Below are 17,326 nucleotides of genomic sequence, written 5' to 3'. Positions count from 1 at the left end.
GCCGTCAGGCATCCTCGACCCTGCTGACTCACCAGCCTGAAACAACCCAGAGACCAGGCCTGTGGAGATTCAGACTCCTGACGGGATGACACAGCACCTGACCGGCGTTGGCTCAAGTATGACCTCATTGACCCGCCCGTTGTCCCTGCTGGATCTCGCCACCGTCCGTGATGGCGAAAGCATCGCCGAAGGTATCGCTCGCTCCGTGCGGCTGGCCCAGACCGCTGACACCCTGGGTTACCGGCGCCTGTGGTTCGCCGAGCATCACAACATGCCGCATGTGGCCAGTTCAGCGACCTCCCTGCTCATCCAGCACATCGCCTCCCAGACGCAGAACCTGCGGGTGGGGGCCGGCGGGATCATGTTGCCCAACCACTCCCCTCTGGTGATCGCCGAACAGTTCGGCACCTTGGAGACCCTCTACCCCGATCGCATCGACTTAGGTCTCGGCCGCGCCCCGGGAACCGACGCGGTGACGATGCGCGCGCTGCGCCGCGATGGCACCGAAGCCGACCGGTTCTCCTCAGATGTGATGGAACTGCACGGATATCTCACCGGTCGCAGCCGGGTCCCCGGTGTCAACGCCTACCCCGGTTGGCGAACCGAGGTTCCGCTGTTCATTCTGGGTTCCTCCCTCTTCGGCGCCCAGCTAGCTGCCGAACTGGGGCTGCCCTACTCCTTCGCCTCGCACTTCGCCCCGCAGATGCTCCACGAGGCTTCGCGGGTCTACCGGGAGAATTTCAACGCCGCCGGTTCCCTCAACGGACCGGAGGCCAAGCCGCACTTCATCGCCGCGGCCAATGTCATTGTTCACGACGACGCCGAGTTCGCCCGGGAACAGTTGCGCCAGGCGGAGAACACCTGGATTAAACGGATGCTGGGCCGGAACCGGGAACTCACCGACGACGACGTCGAACAGCTCCGGGATCATCCAGCCGGTCAGCAGGTGCTTGCCATGCTGGCGAAGACCACCGCCGGTTCACCCGATGAGGTGACCACCTGGTTGGAGGACTTCGCCAACAGTGTCTCGGCCGATGAGCTGATTCTGGTCAATATGGCCCCGGAGGAAGCCGTCCAGCACCGCACTCTGCAGCTGCTGGCGCCTCAGTCCTCGTAGAAGAGCCGCTCGTAGACCTGCCGGGCCCGGCGGGTGGTGCGCAGGTAGTGTTCTTCGAACTCACTGGCCTGTCCCGGGCCGAAACCGCACCACCGGGAGACCGCTTCCAAGTCCCGCCGTGCAGTCGGTAGCACATCGGAGAGCCGCCCGGACCAGATCTTGTTCCCCGAACGCACTCGAGTACACAGGGTCCACGCTTCGGCGAGCACGCCGGCGTCGTACGGACCCAGAATCTGTTCATCAATCAAAGCGTTGAGTGCCCCCAGTGTCGAAGTGGTCCGCAGTTTGGGGACTTCGTGGGCGTGCTGCAATTGCAGCAGCTGCACCATCCACTCGACGTCGCTTAGGCCCCCACGGCCCAGTTTGACGTGCCGGGTGGGGTCAGCTCCCCGCGGGAGTCGTTCGGACTCCACCCTGGCTTTGATGCGGCGGATCTCCCGCACCTGGGAGGCCGTAGGCGCTGGGCCATAACGGATGGGGTCGATCAGCGCCTGGAAATCCTCAGCTAACTGGGGGCAGCCGGCCACCGGCCGGGCGCGCAGCAGGGCCTGGCGTTCCCAGACTTCCATCCACCGGTGGTAGTACTCCTCGTAAGATTCCAAAGAGCGGGAAAGGGGTCCGGATTTCCCCTCGGGACGTAGATCGACGTCAAGCTGTAGCGGGTACTCCCCTCGCACAGCGGGTTTCACCGGGGCGGACAGCAACTGCCGCAGCCGTTGCGCCAACTTCTGTGCCTGCTGGGCCGCCTCGGCTTGCTGCTGACCCGAAGGGTCCTCCGCCACAGGACGGTGAACGAACATGGCATCCATGTCCGAGCCGTAGCCGATTTCCCGGCCACCCTGCCGTCCCATGGCCACCACGAGGAACCTCGTCTTCTGCCCCTCACCGGCGAAGATCTCCTCCTCGGCGACCCGCAAAGCCCCCAGGGTCGCTACTCGGTCTGCCTCGGCGAGAGCCCGACCGGCAGCGTCGACCTCGATGACACCCACCGCCTCCGCCACAGCGGTGCGGAGCACTTCCCGCAGGCGGATGAGTCGGACCAGCCGCACTGCGGTCTCGGCTTCACCCTCATGCCGGGCTAGCGAGTTTTGCACTTCGGTCCACAGGGCCTCAAAACTGCGGGGCTTGAGTTCGGCGTCGTCACCCAGCCATTTGGCAGCCTCCGGGGAGTGCTCGAGCATATCGGCGATGAACCGGGACCCGGAGAGGATGGTAGCCAGCCGCTCGGCCGCCACCGAGGAGTCCCGCAGCATCGTCATGTACCAAGGGCTCTTGCCCAGTGAATCGGAGAGTCGTCGGAAGGCGACAAGACCGCCATCGGGATCGACCCCATCTGCCAACCACCCCAGCATCGCCGGCAGGACCCGGCGCTGCAAGGTGGCCCGACGGCTGACCCCAGAAGTCAGTGCTTCGATGTGCCGGACCGCTCCGGCCGCATCGCTGTAGCCAAGAGCGGAGAGCCGGGCCTGGGCCGCTTCCGCCGAGAGCCTGACTTCGTCGTCGCTGAGCACCGCCGTCGTGGACAACAAAGGCCGGTAGAAGATCCGCTCGTGGAATCCGGCGACATCCCGGGCCGTGCTGCGCCACAGGCTGACCAGTTCCTCACCGGTGGCCCGGCGGCTCTCCCCGGGCGGACGCACTGCGTTGGCCAAGCTACGCAACGTCTCTTCCTTCTCCGGCATCAGGTGGGTGCGCCGCATATTGGTCATCTGGATGCGGTGTTCGATGAGCCGGAGCTGTCGGTAGGCCCGGGACATCTGCTCAGCATCGGCACTGGAGACGTACTCCCCGACCTGCAGAGCCTCAATCGCGGTGAGCGTGTCCTTGGCACGGATGGATTCATCGACCCGGCCGTGCACCAGCTGCAGCAGTTGGACGGTGAACTCGATGTCCCGCAGTCCACCGCGGCCCAGTTTGATCTCTCGGTCAGCGTGGGAGGCGGGGATGTTGTCATAGACGCGGCGACGCATGGCCTGCACATCCGCCACGAACCCTTCCCGGGTGGAGGACTGCCACACCAGGGGCTCCACTGCGGCCATGTAGTCCGCCCCGAGCTGAGCGTGCCCGGCGATGGGGCGGGCCTTCAGCAGCGCCTGGTATTCCCATCCGTGGGCCCAGCGGGCGTAGTACTCACGGTGTGAATCCAGGGTGCGGCTCAACGGCCCATCTCGACCTTCAGGACGTAGGTTCGCATCCACCTCCCAGAGCCCGGGTTCACCCCGTGCTGAGCCGAGCACTTTGGAAATCCCGGCCGCTAAGTCCACCGCCGCGGTCTGGGCTGCGTCGGCGTCGAGGCCATCGGGGGCGGCGTGGACGAAGATGACATCGACGTCGGAGACGTAATTCAACTCCCGCGCCCCGCATTTGCCCATACCGATCACCGCAAGATCGACCTGCTCGGCTTCCTGGCGGCGGGCTTGGACCTCGGCACGGGCCACCGCCAGAGCTGCATCGATGACCCCAGCTGCAGCGTCAGCCAGCTGACGGGAGGCCAGCGGTTGGTAAGCCAACGGATCCTCCGCGGTGAGGTCTCGCAAAGCCAGAGCGAGAATCTCCCGACGGTAGGCCACCCGCAGACGCAGACCGGCATCTTCTGCGGTGAAATCCTCACTCAAAGCGGCGGTGGGGCGCTCAGCCTCGGCATCGGCGTCGACCGCGGCAAAGAACACCTCACGTAGATCCTGGGCTGAGGCGTCCTCCCTCCGGGCCTCGGTGACCACCTCAATACATTCGGGGTGCCGGATGAGGAACTCGCCCAGGGCCTGAGATGCTCCCAGCAGACGGAGTAACCCGACGGCGCATTCACCACCGTGGGCGACAATCTCCCGCGCTGAGGGGGCCCGTTCGCACAACCGGATCAGCAACAGCAGAGCCTGATCCGGATCCGGGGAATGCTTCAGCAGACCAGCCAGCTCTCCAGCATCGAGTCCGGCAAGCTGCGGGTCCTGGAAGAACGCCTGGGCGCGTTCGATCTCCTGGAACCCGGAGGCGATCAGCTCACGTGCCGCAGGTTCTGCCATAACACCCTCGGTTCAGACAGCACCCAGGTACTGCTGGACCTCATAGGGGGAGACGTTGACGCGGTAACCATCCCATTCCTGCTGCTTGTTCCGCAGGAAATTGTCGAAGACCTGCTCACCGAGCACACTGGCGACCAGTTCGGAGTCCTCCATCTGGCGGATCGCATCGTGCAGGGTGCCGGGCAGGGGTTTGATCCCCAGTGCTTTGCGTTCGGCGGTCGTCAGGCTCCAGACGTCTTCACTGATCGGCTCGGAGAGCTCGTAGCCTTCCTGAATGCCCTTCAACCCAGCTCCGATGACCACGGCGTAGGCCAAGTACGGGTTGGCTGCTGAGTCGATGCCGCGGAACTCCACACGGGCAGAACCGCCCTTGGTGGGCTTATGCAGCGGGACTCGGGTCAGGGCCGAGCGGTTGTTGTGCCCCCAGGAGATGTGACTGGGTGCCTCTCCCCCGCCCCAGAGCCGCTTATACGAATTCACGAACTGGTTGGTCACCGCGGTGATCTCCGCAGCATGGTGCAACACTCCGGCGATGAACTGCCGGGCCGTAGTGGAGAGGTTGTACTCGGCGTTTGGCGCGTAGAAGGCGTTGGTATCGCCTTCGAAGAGGCTGAAATGCGTGTGCATGGCCGAACCGGGGTGCTCGGAGAACGGCTTGGGCATGAAGGTGGCGAACTTGCCGTGAGCCAGGGCCACTTCCTTCACCACCGTGCGGAAGGTCATGATGTTATCCGCGGTGGTCAACGCGTCAGCGTAGCGCAGGTCAATTTCGTTCTGGCCCGGGCCGACCTCGTTGTGGCTGAACTCCACGGAGATCCCGGCCGCCTCCAGCATATTGACCGTGTGGCGGCGCAGGTCCTGGGCGACTTTGCCGGTGATGTGGTCGAAGTACCCGGCCCGGTCGGCAGGCACCGGCTGGCCATTGGCGTCTGGTTGTTCAGAGTCCAGCAGGTAGAACTCCACCTCCGGGTGGGTGTAGCAGGTGAACCCCATCTCCGCGGCCGCGTCGAGCTGACGGCGCAGCACATTGCGGGGGTCCCCGGCTGCCGGTTCCTGGTCCGGGGTGAGGATGTCGCAGAACATCCGGGAGGTGGGTTCCTCATCGCCACGCCAGGGCAGAATCTGGAAGGTGGACGGGTCGGGTTTGAGCAGCATGTCGGATTCGAAGATCCGGGACAGCCCCTCAATGGAGGACCCGTCGAAGCCCAGGCCTTCGCTGAACGCGGCTTCGACTTCCGCGGGGGCCAGCGCCACCGACTTCAGGGACCCGACGACGTCGGTGAACCACAGGCGGACGAAACGGACGTCACGCTCCTCGATGGTGCGCAGTACGAATTCCTGCTGACGGTCCATGCTCAAAGGCCTCCTGAGAAGTGCTTGTCGACGCCGTGACCACTCTAACGCTTACCGGTGAGGCGCTACTGTAAGAAGCATGTCATCTGCCGAGCAGACACCCCCATACACCGGTGCGGGGCAGGACGATGCGACCCACCGACCACGCCGCATCCGCACCCATCACCTCCAGCGGTTCAAGGACGCCTCGGAGCGTTTTGCCATGCTGACCTCCTATGACGCGATGACCGCTGCCGTCTTTGACGAGGCCGGTGTGGAGGTCCTTCTGGTGGGCGATTCGGCCTCCAGCGTAGTGATGGGTCGTAAGACGACCCTGCCCATCACTGTCGATGAGCTGCTGGTCTTCGCCACCTCGGTGGTGGCCGGGGCCCAACGCGCACTGGTCGTGGTGGATTTACCCTTCGGTTCCTACGAATCTTCCCCGCAGCAGGCAGTGGAAACCTCTGTGCGCTTTCTCAAAGAAGCCGGCGTCGCGGCCGTCAAACTCGAAGGCGATGCGTCGCTAGCTGGGCACGTCGAGGCGCTGGTCTCCGCGGGTATCCCTGTGATGGCGCATGTGGGCTTCACCCCGCAATCCGAGCACGCTTTGGGCGGCTACCGAGTCCAGGGGCGGGGTGAAGCGCGGCAGAAAGTGATCGACGACGCCGTCGCTCTCCAGGACGCTGGGGCCTTCAGTGTGTTGATGGAGATGGTTCCCGCCGAGGTTGCCGCCGAGGTGGACCGCACGCTGCGGGTACCGACCATCGGCATCGGAGCGGGGTCGGCCACCACCGGGCAGGTTCTCGTCTGGCAGGACATGCTGGGTCTGAACTCCGGGCGGGTGCCGCGGTTCGTCAAGCAGTACGCGGATCTGCGCTCAGTGATGACCCAGGCGGTGGCGACCTACCGTGAAGATGTGGTGACCGGACGTTTCCCCGGCGAGGAACACAGCTTCTGAAACCGAGCTGCTGGTGCGGTTGAAACCGGTGAAGAACGCGGGCCCGCTTAAGGCGACGTGTCCTCGTCATCATCGCGGGGCATGAAACCGAGAAACCCGGCGTCGTCGTCCTTGTCTTGGTCATCCCACCGCTCGTTGTTCTGCCGGACGCGGTCCAGGGCCGCGGCGGCCTCGGCGTAGCTCTTATACGGTCCCAGCAGCTGCTGCCAGGACGACTGTGGCCCCTTCTCCACTGTCCCGGTGCGTAGGTTGTACCAGTATTCGGTGCTCATGGGATCAGAGTACGCGCCACACTCGATAGGCTGTACACATGGTCACTCCGGCGAAGAACGCCCCCATCGGCACGCTCACCAAAGGCACCCTGAGTCCACAGCGCACAGTCCCCGACCACATCGCCGTACCGGACTATGTGGGCCGGGATGCCCCACCGAAATACACCGGGCCTGACGCCTTCGATGCGGAGACCATCGAGCGGATCCGCCGTGCCGGGCAGTTGGCCGCTGACTGCATGGTGGCCACTGGTGAGCTGATTGCCCCCGGGGTCACCACAGATGAGCTGGACGCCTTTGCCCACCAGTACCTCATCGACCGTGGGGCCTACCCTTCGTGCCTGGGCTACCGCGGATTCCCCAAGTCCATCTGCACCTCTGTCAATGAGGTCATCTGCCACGGCATCCCGGATTCCACAGTGCTGGCCGAGGGTGACATTGTGAACCTGGACATCACCGCCTACCTCGACGGAGTCCACGGGGACCACAATGTGACCTTTCTGGTCGGCACCGTGGATGAGGAGTCACAGTTGCTGGTGGAACGTACCCACGAGGCGATGATGCGCGGTATCCGCGCGGTGAAGCCGGGCCGACCAATCAACGTCATCGGGCGGGCCATCGAGTCCTACGCCAAACGGTTTGGCTACGGGGTGGTGCGGGAATTCATCGGCCACGGCACTGGTCCGGCATTCCACACCGGTTTGGTCATTCCTCACTACGACGCCGCCCCCGAGTACTCCCAACCCATGGAACCGGGCATGGTCTTCACCATCGAACCGATGCTGACTTTGGGCACCCGGCACTTCGAGTTGTGGGAGGACGGCTGGACCGCGGTGACCCAGGACCGCAAACGCACCGCACAGTTCGAACACACGCTGGTCGTCACCGACGACGGCGCCGAGATCCTCACCCTGCCCAGTGACCAGTCCAGCCAGGCCACCTCATCCTCTGGAGCCTCCGCATGACGCACCCTGAAGCACGTTCCCTCGCCACCCGTGTGATCGCTCCTGGATCTGCCGCGGTGGATGCCCTACCGGAGAAGGCCATCGGCATCGATGTCGGTGGTACCGGGATGAAAGGCGGAATCGTGGACCTGACCACCGGTGAACTGGTGGGCGAACGATTCCGGGTGGACACCCCGAAACCGGCCACACCGCAGGCAGTAGCCGGTGTCGTGGAGCAGATTTTGGCTGAGCTGCGCAGCCGGGACGAGGCCCCTGTGGAGGATGTGCCACCGGTGGGGGTGACGTTCCCGGCGATTGTGATCGACAATGTGGTGCTCTCAGCGGCGAATATCGACCCTTCGTGGATCGAGTGCGATGCCCATGCCCTGCTCAAGCACCTGCCGGGGCGGATCTCTACATTGAACGACGCCGACGCCGCCGGCTTAGCCGAAGTCCGTTACGGGGCAGGAGTCGGTCAGCCCGGCACGGTGATGATGGTCACCCTCGGTACAGGGGTAGGGACCGCGATTGTGCATGACGGTGTGCTGGTGCCCAACTCTGAACTGGGCCACGCTGAGTTCGAAGGCGTGGCGGCGGAGAAAAAGGTTTCTGCGGCGGCCCGCGAGCGTGCCGATATGCCGTGGGACGAATACGGAGAAGTTCTCCGCCGGTATCTAGCCTATATTTGGCGCATTCAGCCGGTGCATCAATTCATCATCGGTGGAGGCGTCTCTCGACGCAGTGACGATTTCCTGCCGTATGTGACTGGGCTACGCGCCGACGTCGTGCCCGCCAAACTGGTCAATAACGCGGGCATCGTGGGTGCCGCACTGTATGCGGCTGAGCAGGCTCGCGCAGCTGATGCACTTCGGTGAGATCCCCTCGTGAGACCCCCGTCACGTGATGCTGGTTTTCATGGGGCGGAATATGTTATTAGCGCGACTGGTGTGTCATGAATCACCCGGTGGTGTTTGTCGTCACATATAGCCTGTGAATTCACTCACAGTTGCCATGTAAACTCGGTGTTACAGGAATGTTTCGGGTACGGTCGAGGTTCTTCCTGCGCAGCGACCGCTTGGACGCTCGCGAAAGGACAAACCACTTACCACACTGAAGGACGCACCGATGACCGTACTGAAGCAGAAGATTTTCAAGAACCGCAGCGCAAAGAGTGACGCCAACCACCGCATCCTCGCAATGCTCAACGCCGCCGCCGACCGCCGCGAGCGCGACATCCGCGCCAGCCAGGCGGCTGCTCGGATGCGGGGCCCCCGGGACTTCACCGGCTTGAGCCTCTGAGCACTGCCTTCTCCGCCGCACGGCGCCGGTACTGATCCCTGGCAGGATCGGCCCCGGCGCCTTTGTGTTCTATAGTGGATAGTCGTGCCGGATGGGATGGTCCCCATTGGTGCACGGGCCTTTAGCTCAGCTGGTAGAGCATCGCGTTTACACCGCGAGAGTCGTCGGTTCGATCCCGGCAGGGCCCACATACATGACACCCAGGCTTTAAAGCTTCCACCGATACCGGGGCAGGCTGACCGGTCAGCTGACGCCGAGGGCGTCCTGGATCGGTCCGGAGACGAAGTACAACACGAACATCACCGCGGTGACATACATCAGCGGGTGGACTTCCTGCCACTTACCACGCAGCACCTTGATGACGACGTAGGTGATGAACCCGGCGCCGATGCCATTGGTAATCGAGTAACTGAACGGCATGATGACCACGGTCATGAACGCGGGAATGGCCATTTCGACGTCTTTCCAGTCGATGCGCACGATCTGCTGCATCATGAGGAAACCAACGAGCACCAAAGTGGCCGAAGCCGCCTCCGTGGGAATCACCGCAGCCAGTGGTGCCAGCACGATCGTGGCAAGAAAGAGTGTCCCGGTGACCACGTTGGCCAGCCCAGTGCGGGCACCGTCACCGACACCCACGGTGGACTCGATGAAACCGGAGTTCACCGAGGTCGAGCCCATCCCTCCGCCGATCGTGCCGATGGCATCGGAGACCATAATGCGCTTCGAGTACGGGATCTCGCCCCGGCTATCCCGGATGCCACCGGCGTTAGAGACTCCCACCATGGTGCCGAGCAGGTCGAAGAAGTTCGCCAGAAGCAGTGTGAAGACCAGCAGGGTCGCGGCCACAATACCGATGCTCTGCCATGAGCCGAGCAGGTTGAACTCCCCCAGCAGGGAGAAGTCCGGCAGAGTGAACCATTCCTGATCCAGGGTCGGCACGGTGAGGTCCCACCCATAGGGCTGGTCTTCGCTGGCCGGCCCCACCCGCAGCACTGACTCCAGTGTGATGGCCAGCACGGTGGCCCCGACGATCGAGTAGAGGATGGCACCGCGCACCCGGGCTGACCACATCACGAACAGCGCAAAGAGTGCCACCAGGAAGATCAGCAGCGGCCACCCAAAAACGAATCCGTCCACACCGAGTTCCAGCCCGGTACCACCGGTGTTCTGGATGAACCCGGCGTTCATCATGCCGATCAGCGCGATGAACAGCCCAATGCCCACGCTGATCGCGGTCTTCAGCGGTGTGGGGACAGCATTGAAGATCGCCGAGCGGAAACCGGTAAGCACCAGGATGAGCAGAATGACACCTTCGATGACCACTAGCCCCATCGCATCGGCCCATGTCATCCCCGGCAGCACCACAATGCCGTAGGTGATGAAAGCACTCAGTCCCAACGACGACGACACCGCCATGGGGAATTTGCCGAGCACCCCCATCACAATGGTCAACACACCGGAAATCAACGAGGTCGCCGCAGCCACGGCGGGCAGGTTTGGTTCCGTCCCTCCCCCGAGGTACTGACCCGTGGAGTCAGCCGCCGCCCCGATGATGAGCGGATTGAGGACGATGATGTAGCTCATCGCCAAAAACGTCGCCAACCCGCCCCGGATTTCCCGACCATAGGTGGAACCGCGTTCGGTGACGTGGAAGTAGCGGTCTAGCCACCCGCGCGGGGTGGACTCGTGGTTGCTCTGCTCTGCTGTGGAAGATCCCAAACTCACGAGAGGGAACTCTATCGCTGCTGGCGCCCCTCTGGCGACTGACCGCGGACACAGTGCCTTCCAAACGCGACTGTTCCCACCGGGGCCTCACCGGTGCTCAGTCAGCAGGTGCAATTCCCCCCTGAAGTGCTGCAGTTTCTTCCGTGGATGCCACCCGGTGAACCGCCAGTGGGATTCGGCCAGCTGCTTCGCGGAAAAGGCCACAGTGCCGGGCAGCCGGACAGGGGCCCCGAAGGTGATGGTCCACCGGTGGCCTGCCTGCTCCGGTTCCCGTCCGGCGAGCATCCGCCCGGCCGAGTACATCCCGTGGACGATCGGTCGCGGCATCCCCAGTGCACGGGCTGTCACAGCAGAGAGGTGGATGGGATTGTAGTCCCCGGAGACAGCAGCGTATTTCCGACCGGCATCAGCGCCAAGCTTCCACAGACCGGTCTTCTCCCCCACTGGCGCCTCTGATCCTCGTGGGGATTCTGAGGTCCCGCCAGCACCACGTGCCTCATCTGGCTCCACGTGCCCGGCCGCATAGACACCCCGGCTTAAATACGTCGAGACACCTCGGTACAGCGTCTGGGCTCCGGCGGCCTCCACATCCGCGGTTTCTGGGTACACCTCAGCGACCACATCCAATTGAGTGCCACGGCGGTGGGGGCGCATATTCTCCGCCCACACCAAAATCTGGAAGGGTTCAGCCGGCAACACCGGCCGGTGACACGTGACGTCATTGGCCAAGTGGACCATTCCCATCAGCGGCAGCGGGGAGGAGTCCTGGGTCATGAGCGCGACGTGAACCGGGAAGACCGCAATGTGGACCAGCACTGAGGGCACTGCCCGCCGGTGGACGCCATCGATGACTTCTGAGCCGATCAGCGCCCGGTACTGGTCTGCCTTGTCCACCGAAATCCCGGGATGCCGGACCAGCACGGGTTCTTCGGGAAGCCCCCCTTCAGCGCTGCGTCCGGTGATCCGTCGACGGGCATCGTCCAGGGCGGCGTGACGGTACAGGCGTCCCAGCTGGGGAAGCTCGATCCTGGTGACCATCTCAGGCTCCCACCAGGTTCTGCCCGCAGACCCGGAGGGTCTCCCCGTTGATTCCCCCGGCCGCGTCGGATGCCAGGAAGGCAACTGTCTCGGCGACATCAACCGGCTGGCCACCCTGACTGAGTGAACTCAGCCGGCGGGCGACCTCCCGTGGCAAGGCAGGCATTTTCGCCGTCATCTCCGTTTCGATGAACCCGGGCGCCACCGCGTTGATCGTGCCGTGCCGGGACTCCAGTTGGGCAGCGCTTGCCGCCACCATCCCGATGACCCCTGCCTTGGAGGCCGCATAGTTGGTCTGGCCTCGGTTCCCGGCGATACCGGAGGTCGATGCCAGGGATACGATCCGCGGCCCCGAGCCCTTCTCCGGTCGGGAGAACAGCTCAGAGGCGAGGAGGTCGTGGTTGATCCGTAACTGGGATTCGATGTTGACAGCGAGCACGGAGTCCCACCGGTGGTGGTCCATATTAGCCAGCAGCTTGTCCCGGGTGATGCCGGCGTTGTGGACGACGACGTCGAGGCGGCCGTAACGTTCCTCCGCGTGCTGGAGGATGCGCTGACCGGCTTCGGGGCTGGTGATGTCCACCTGGAGTGCGGTGCCGGAGACTGAGTTGATGACCTCGGCGAGGGATTCTCCGGCGGCGGGAACGTCAACACCGATGATCTGCGCCCCGTCGCGGTGCAATACTGTGGCGATGGCGGCTCCGATGCCGCGGGCAGCACCGGTGACGACGGCGACTTTTCCCTCCAGGGGCCGCTTCCAGTCTCCCGGGAGTGCTCCATTGACGGTGGAGACGCGGAGGACTTGTCCGGAGACGAATGCGGAGCGTCCGGAGAGGACAAAGCGCAGGGCACCGGCGACACTGGGCGCGGAGGCATCGAGAGATTCGTGGAGTACCAGCCCGTTGGCCGTGGCGCCGTGGCGCATTTCTTTGGCCAGCGATCGGGTGAACCCTTCGATGCCTTGTCGGGCGGCTCGGGTGGCTGGGTCTTCGCTGCCGCCCGGGTCCCTGAAGACGATCACGACTCGGGCCGAGGGTGTGAGCTGGCGCAGTAGGCTCCCCAGCTCCAGGACGGTGCTGCCCAGGTCCCCTGGAGTGGCGACGGTATCAAGGACCACCACGATGCCGGCGATGCGCTCGTTCGGTGCTACGTGGCGGCGGACGTCAAGGTCCCACTGAAGTAAGTGTTCGGCCACGGCCTCTGAGGCGGAGGAGGCCCCCAGGAGGACCACCGGTCCTGGAAGCAGAGGTGTGTCTGGGTCGTAACGGCGCAGCACCGCCGGCTGGGGCAGACCCAGGGTTTTAGTGAGCTGCTGTCCCACCATGCTGTTGGCAAACTGGGTGTAGGTGTCCATGACTACCGTCCTTCGATGATTGCGGTGATGCCTTGGCCTCCGGCGGCGCAGACTGAGATCAGGGCCCGGGCACCGGGCTGACCGTGCAGGAGCTTCGCCGTCGTGGCGACGATGCGCGGGCCGGTCGCGGCAAAGGGGTGCCCAGCGGCCAGGGATGAGCCCACTACGTTGATGCGTTCGGGATCGGCGCGTCCCAGGCCGCGCTCTTCCCAGCCGGTGGTGTGGGCCAGCACGGTGGCGGCGAAAGCTTCGTGGATCTCTACGTATTCGAAATCTTCCAGTTGCATGTCATGCCGGCGTAGTAAGCGTTCGGCTGCCTGGACCGGAGCCATGAGGAGCCCCTCTGCGCCGTCGACGAAGTCCACGGCGGCCTGTTCGTAGTCGAGGAAGCTGGCCAGCACCGGCAGGTTGTGTTCTTCTGCCCAATCCTGCGAGCTCAACAGCACTGCGGCTGCCCCGTCGGTCAGGGCGGTGGAGTTTCCGGCAGTCAGGGTCGCCTCCTCGCCGAGGTCCTTGCCGAAGACCGGGTCGAGTCCGGCGAGCTTTTCCGCGGTGGTGTCCGGCCGCAGGATGGTGTCTAGGGTGACTGATCGGAAGGCGGTGATGAGGTCATCGAAGAAGCCGGCGTCGTAGGCGGCGGCGAGACGACGGTGACTGGCGAGGGCGATGGCGTCCTGGTCTTCACGGCTGATGCCCATACGGTGGGCAGTCACCGCCATGTGTTCCCCCATGGACATCCCGGTGCGCGGCTCATCGACTCCCGGGGCTTGGGGCAGCAGGTGGCCCGGGCGCAGTGTGGACAGGGCGGCCAATCGGCTGGCGGCTGTCTTGGCGCGGGAGGCTTTCATCAGCACTGCCTGCAGTTCATCGGTGACGACGATCGGCGCATCGGAGATGGAATCCGCTCCGCAGCCGACCCCGGAATCGATGCGGCCCAGTCGGATCTTATCGGCGACTGAGCCGATGGCTTCCATACCGGTGGCACACGCCATCTGGACGTCATAGGCCGGGGTGGTGGGGTCCAAGGCGGTGCCCAGTACAGATTCGCGGACCAGGTTGAAGTTCCGGGGGTGTTTAAGGACCGCTCCCCCGCCGACGGCACCGAGACGTTCACCCTGTAGACCGAAACGGGCGATGAGTCCCTCCAACGTGGCGGTCAGCATGTCCTGGGCGGAGACAGCGGCATAGGGGCCGTGGGCTCGGGCGAAGGGGATGCGGTTACCGCCGAGGATGAGGGCTTCGCGGGGTGTGCTGGGGCTGGAACTCATGGGATCACTCTTCCTGCAGCGGGTCTTGGGTGGGCTGCCGGCGACAGCGCGTCTAGATTCGTTACTGATGAGTAGTTTACACTAGGTGTGAGCTGCATCACTAGATGCGGTGTGTCATCACACGTCAGGAGAGAACCATGGCGGAGGAACCCACCGTCGATCCCCAGAGCCTCGAGCGTCTTCTGTTGGGGCGCTGGGCACAGACCCGTCTGACCACCCGCGCAACCCTCACCGATGAACAGTTCCACTCCGTGCCGGGACTGACCCTCCATGAGCACCGCCAGCGGGTCCGTGACCAACTACAGGGTCTGGTCACCGCCGGCGCCGTACACCGGGCCTTTCCCCGGCGCTTCGGCGGTAGTGAGGCCCCCGGGGCCAATATCGCCGCTTTCGAAGAACTGGTGACTGCCGACCCCTCCCTGCAGATCAAAGCCGGGGTGCAGTTCGGGCTCTTCGGTGCTGCGGTCCAGCAATTGGGTTCGACCCACCACCATGAACGCTGGCTGCCGGGCATCATGGACTTAAGCATCCCTGGGGCCTTCGCGATGACCGAGATGGGCCACGGTTCAGATGTCTCCTCCCTCGGCACCACCGCGACCTACGACGTCGACACCGAAGAGTTCATCATCCATACCCCCTTCACCGCCGCGACCAAACGGTTCCTGGGCAACGCGGCGGAGGACGCCAAAGACGCTGTGGTCTTCGCCCAGCTCATCACCAGAGGAGTCAACCACGGGGTGCATTGTTTCTATGTGCACATCCGCGACGACGACGGGGAGCCCCTACCCGGGATCACCATCACCGATGACGGTCTCAAAGGCGGTCTCAACGGGGTGGATAACGGCCGCTTCCGCTTCGATCATGTACGGATCCCACGCGATTACCTGCTCAACCGGTATGCCGATGTCGACGCCGACGGCACCTACTCCTCGGCGATCTCCTCCCCTGGCCGCCGATTCTTCACCATGTTGGGCACTCTGGTGCAGGGGCGGGTCTCACTGAGTGGATCGGCGTCGGCGGCTGCCAAACTCGCCCTCATCGGTGCGGTGACCTACGGCAACGCCCGCCGGCAATTCCACGCGACCTCCAGCACTCAGGAAGAGGTGCTGTTGGACTATCAGCTCCACCAACGCCGGCTCATCCCCCGGCTGGCCGCCACCTTGGCGATCAGCTTCGCCCACGAGAAACTACTCGCCAAACTCGATGACGTTCTCTCCGGGCGGGACGACTCCGAGGAGAACCGCCAGGAGCTAGAAACCTTGGCTGCCGCGGTGAAACCCATCGCCACCTGGCACGCGGTGGAGACCCTGCAGGCTGCCCGCGAAGCCTGCGGTGGAGCCGGATACATGGCCGAAAACCGGCTGACCAGCCTGCGTGCGGACCTTGACATTTGGGTCACCTTCGAAGGCGATAACCACGTGCTGTTACAACTGGTGGCCAAACGCCTGTTGACCGACTATGCCGCAGAGTTCGCCGACGCCGATGTGGCCGCTATGGCGAACTATGTCGCCTCCACTGCCGGTTCCGCAGTAATGCACCGCTTCGGCCTGCGCCGGACTCTCCAGTCGGTGCAGGACACCGGGGATGAGCGCCGCAGTGCCAACTGGTTCAAACAGACCACTGTGCAGCGAAGTTTGCTCAGCTCCCGAGTCCGCCAGATGGTCGCAGACCTCGCCGGAGAGTTACGGCATGCTACCAAGCTCTCCAGCACGGAGCGGGCGGCGGTGTTCAATGCCCACCAGAGCGAGCTCATCGAGGCGGCGAAAGCCCATGCAGACCTGCTGCTGTGGGAGTCCTTCACGGAGGCGCTGAGTCAGGTCGACGACGCCGGCACCGCCGAGGTCCTCACCTGGCTGCGGGATCTCTACGCTCTGACTCGAGTGGAAGCCAACCTCAGCTGGTACCTGTGCCACGGGCGGATCTCCGCACAGCGGGCAAGGACCCTCGGTCCCTACATCAACCGGCTCCTGGCTCGACTGCGACCCCATGTGCAGGATGTCGTGGATGCCTTCGGCTACCAGCCTGAACACCTCCGCATGGAGCTGACCACAGAGGCCGAGGCACAACGGCAGCACGAAGCCGAGGAATACTACCGCCGGTTGCGCGCTTCAGCCCAGGCGCCGGTGGAGGAGAGGATCGTATTGGCTAAGCGTGCCGCGTAATGGTGACCTCGACGTCGAGCTCTGTGGTCCCACCCCCGGAGAGGATCCCCTTAAAGGGAGTGACGTCGTGGTAATCCCGGCCGCGGCCCACCAGGATGTGGTACTCCCCGGCGGGCTGGTGATTGGTGGGATCCCAGGTGTGCCACCGGCCGTCCCACCACTCCAACCAGGCGTGGGACTGTCCCTCCACCGCCGCACCGATCCCAGCCTCGGGGTTCGGGTGAATATAGCCGGAGACATAGCGGGCGGGTAGACCCAGGCTGCGCAGGGCCCCGATCGCCACGTGGGAGAGGTCCTGGCAGACCCCACGCCGCTCGGCGAACGAGGCCGCGGCGTTGTAGTGCACCCCGGTTGTGCCGGGCTGGTACTCCATCTGTTGGCGCAGCCAGGAGAACACCGCGTGCGCGGTCTGGTGCGGGGTTTTCCCCCGAGCCAGTTCCGCAGCCGCCTGGCTCAGCTCATCCCCGGGTTCGGAGAGCCGGGACTGCGGCAGGTAGTCGCTGAAGTCCTCGAAGATCTCCGATTCGCTCAGCTCGTGCCAGTCGAGCAGATCTTCGGCCTCGTGCTGCTTCTCCGTGCGGTGTACCTCAACGGTGGCGCTGGCAGTGATGGTCAGCTCATCGTGAGGGGTGTGCAGGTCAAAGACGTGCACCTTGGTGCCCCAATAATCCCGGTAGAAAGAGTCGGTGGTGGCGTGGGGGCGGATACGCAGCTCAGTGTCGAGGACCACCTGTGCGGCATCGGTCTGCGGAGTCATCCGGGCCTCGTTGTAGGAGACGGTCACCGGTTCGTCGTACCGGTAGGTGGTGACGTGTTCGACGTACAGGCGGGCCATGG

General features: G+C 64.3%; 14 protein-coding genes and 1 tRNA gene. 7 read left to right on the top strand and 8 right to left on the bottom strand.

Annotation, left to right across the window (positions count from 1 at the left end; translation table 11 throughout):
• Positions 1-85: 85 nt before the first annotated feature.
• Positions 86-1,117 carry an LLM class flavin-dependent oxidoreductase gene (locus tag H578_RS0104300; RefSeq protein ID WP_033420268.1) on the top strand — a complete coding sequence of 344 codons (1,032 nt, stop codon included), beginning with the start codon at positions 86-88 and terminating at the stop codon, positions 1,115-1,117.
• On the opposite strand, the gene H578_RS0104295 is transcribed toward H578_RS0104300, so the two are convergent.
• Both H578_RS0104295 and glnA read right to left on the bottom strand, forming a co-directional pair.
• Positions 1,105-4,137 carry a bifunctional [glutamine synthetase] adenylyltransferase/[glutamine synthetase]-adenylyl-L-tyrosine phosphorylase gene (locus H578_RS0104295; protein WP_022872469.1) on the bottom strand — a complete coding sequence of 1,011 codons (3,033 nt, stop codon included), beginning with the start codon at positions 4,135-4,137 and terminating at the stop codon, positions 1,105-1,107. The two genes, H578_RS0104300 and H578_RS0104295, sit on opposite strands and share 13 nt — an antisense overlap.
• Positions 4,138-4,149: 12 nt before the next feature.
• The gene (gene glnA / locus H578_RS0104290) at positions 4,150-5,490 is read right to left on the bottom strand and encodes a type I glutamate--ammonia ligase (protein WP_022872468.1); all 1,341 of its coding nucleotides are present in this window, start codon (positions 5,488-5,490) and stop codon (positions 4,150-4,152) included.
• A gap of 79 nt (positions 5,491-5,569) precedes the next feature.
• Between glnA and panB the strand changes: the two genes are divergently transcribed.
• Positions 5,570-6,427 (top strand): 3-methyl-2-oxobutanoate hydroxymethyltransferase, encoded by an 858-nt coding sequence (panB, locus tag H578_RS0104285; RefSeq protein WP_022872467.1) that lies wholly within the window; start codon positions 5,570-5,572, stop codon positions 6,425-6,427.
• Between the two features lie 47 nt (positions 6,428-6,474).
• Here panB and H578_RS13230 read toward each other — a convergent pair whose 3' ends face one another.
• Positions 6,475-6,699, bottom strand: coding sequence for a hypothetical protein (locus H578_RS13230; protein ID WP_022872466.1), 225 nt, complete (start codon positions 6,697-6,699; stop codon positions 6,475-6,477).
• 38 nt (positions 6,700-6,737) lie between these two features.
• Here H578_RS13230 and map point away from each other — a divergent pair, with 38 nt between their 5' ends.
• The 4 genes from map (at position 6,738) to H578_RS0104260 (ending at position 9,127) form a co-directional block, all read left to right on the top strand.
• Positions 6,738-7,661 carry a type I methionyl aminopeptidase gene (gene map, locus H578_RS0104275; RefSeq protein ID WP_022872465.1) on the top strand — a complete coding sequence of 308 codons (924 nt, stop codon included), beginning with the start codon at positions 6,738-6,740 and terminating at the stop codon, positions 7,659-7,661.
• Positions 7,658-8,515, top strand: coding sequence for a polyphosphate--glucose phosphotransferase (gene ppgK, locus H578_RS0104270; RefSeq protein WP_022872464.1), 858 nt, complete (start codon positions 7,658-7,660; stop codon positions 8,513-8,515). Before map ends, ppgK begins: the two co-directional genes overlap by 4 nt.
• Before the next feature lie 250 nt (positions 8,516-8,765).
• A complete protein-coding gene (locus H578_RS16165; protein WP_022872463.1) occupies positions 8,766-8,939 on the top strand; it encodes a hypothetical protein in 174 nt (57 codons plus the stop codon).
• 115 nt (positions 8,940-9,054) lie between these two features.
• Positions 9,055-9,127: transfer RNA gene (locus H578_RS0104260), tRNA-Val, on the top strand.
• A gap of 55 nt (positions 9,128-9,182) precedes the next feature.
• Here the strand turns inward: H578_RS0104260 and H578_RS0104255 are convergent.
• The 4 genes from H578_RS0104255 to H578_RS0104240 form a co-directional block, all read right to left on the bottom strand.
• Positions 9,183-10,667 (bottom strand): NCS2 family permease, encoded by a 1,485-nt coding sequence (locus H578_RS0104255; RefSeq protein WP_022872462.1) that lies wholly within the window; start codon positions 10,665-10,667, stop codon positions 9,183-9,185.
• An 87-nt stretch (positions 10,668-10,754) separates the two neighbouring features.
• Entirely contained in the window at positions 10,755-11,705 is a 951-nt protein-coding gene (locus H578_RS13225; protein ID WP_022872461.1) for a MaoC family dehydratase, read from the bottom strand.
• A gap of 1 nt (position 11,706) precedes the next feature.
• Complete coding sequence (locus tag H578_RS0104245) at positions 11,707-13,059, bottom strand: 3-oxoacyl-ACP reductase (protein WP_022872460.1); 1,353 nt, start codon at positions 13,057-13,059, stop codon at positions 11,707-11,709.
• Between the two features lie 2 nt (positions 13,060-13,061).
• The gene (locus tag H578_RS0104240) at positions 13,062-14,327 is read right to left on the bottom strand and encodes an acetyl-CoA C-acetyltransferase (protein ID WP_022872459.1); all 1,266 of its coding nucleotides are present in this window, start codon (positions 14,325-14,327) and stop codon (positions 13,062-13,064) included.
• 137 nt (positions 14,328-14,464) lie between these two features.
• On the opposite strand from H578_RS0104240, the gene H578_RS13220 reads away from it, so the two are divergent.
• Positions 14,465-16,489, top strand: coding sequence for an acyl-CoA dehydrogenase family protein (locus tag H578_RS13220; RefSeq protein WP_022872458.1), 2,025 nt, complete (start codon positions 14,465-14,467; stop codon positions 16,487-16,489).
• On the opposite strand, the gene H578_RS0104230 is transcribed toward H578_RS13220, so the two are convergent.
• Positions 16,473-17,324 carry a transglutaminase family protein gene (locus tag H578_RS0104230; RefSeq protein WP_022872457.1) on the bottom strand — a complete coding sequence of 284 codons (852 nt, stop codon included), beginning with the start codon at positions 17,322-17,324 and terminating at the stop codon, positions 16,473-16,475. The genes H578_RS13220 and H578_RS0104230 overlap by 17 nt on opposite strands.
• Positions 17,325-17,326 lie beyond the last annotated feature (2 nt).

Origin of the sequence: Nesterenkonia alba DSM 19423, from assembly GCF_000421745.1 — a bacterium.
Taxonomy (GTDB): domain Bacteria; phylum Actinomycetota; class Actinomycetes; order Actinomycetales; family Micrococcaceae; genus Nesterenkonia; species Nesterenkonia alba.
Note: the sequence above shows the minus strand (reverse complement) of the source record. Positions and strands in the feature narration are given on the sequence as shown.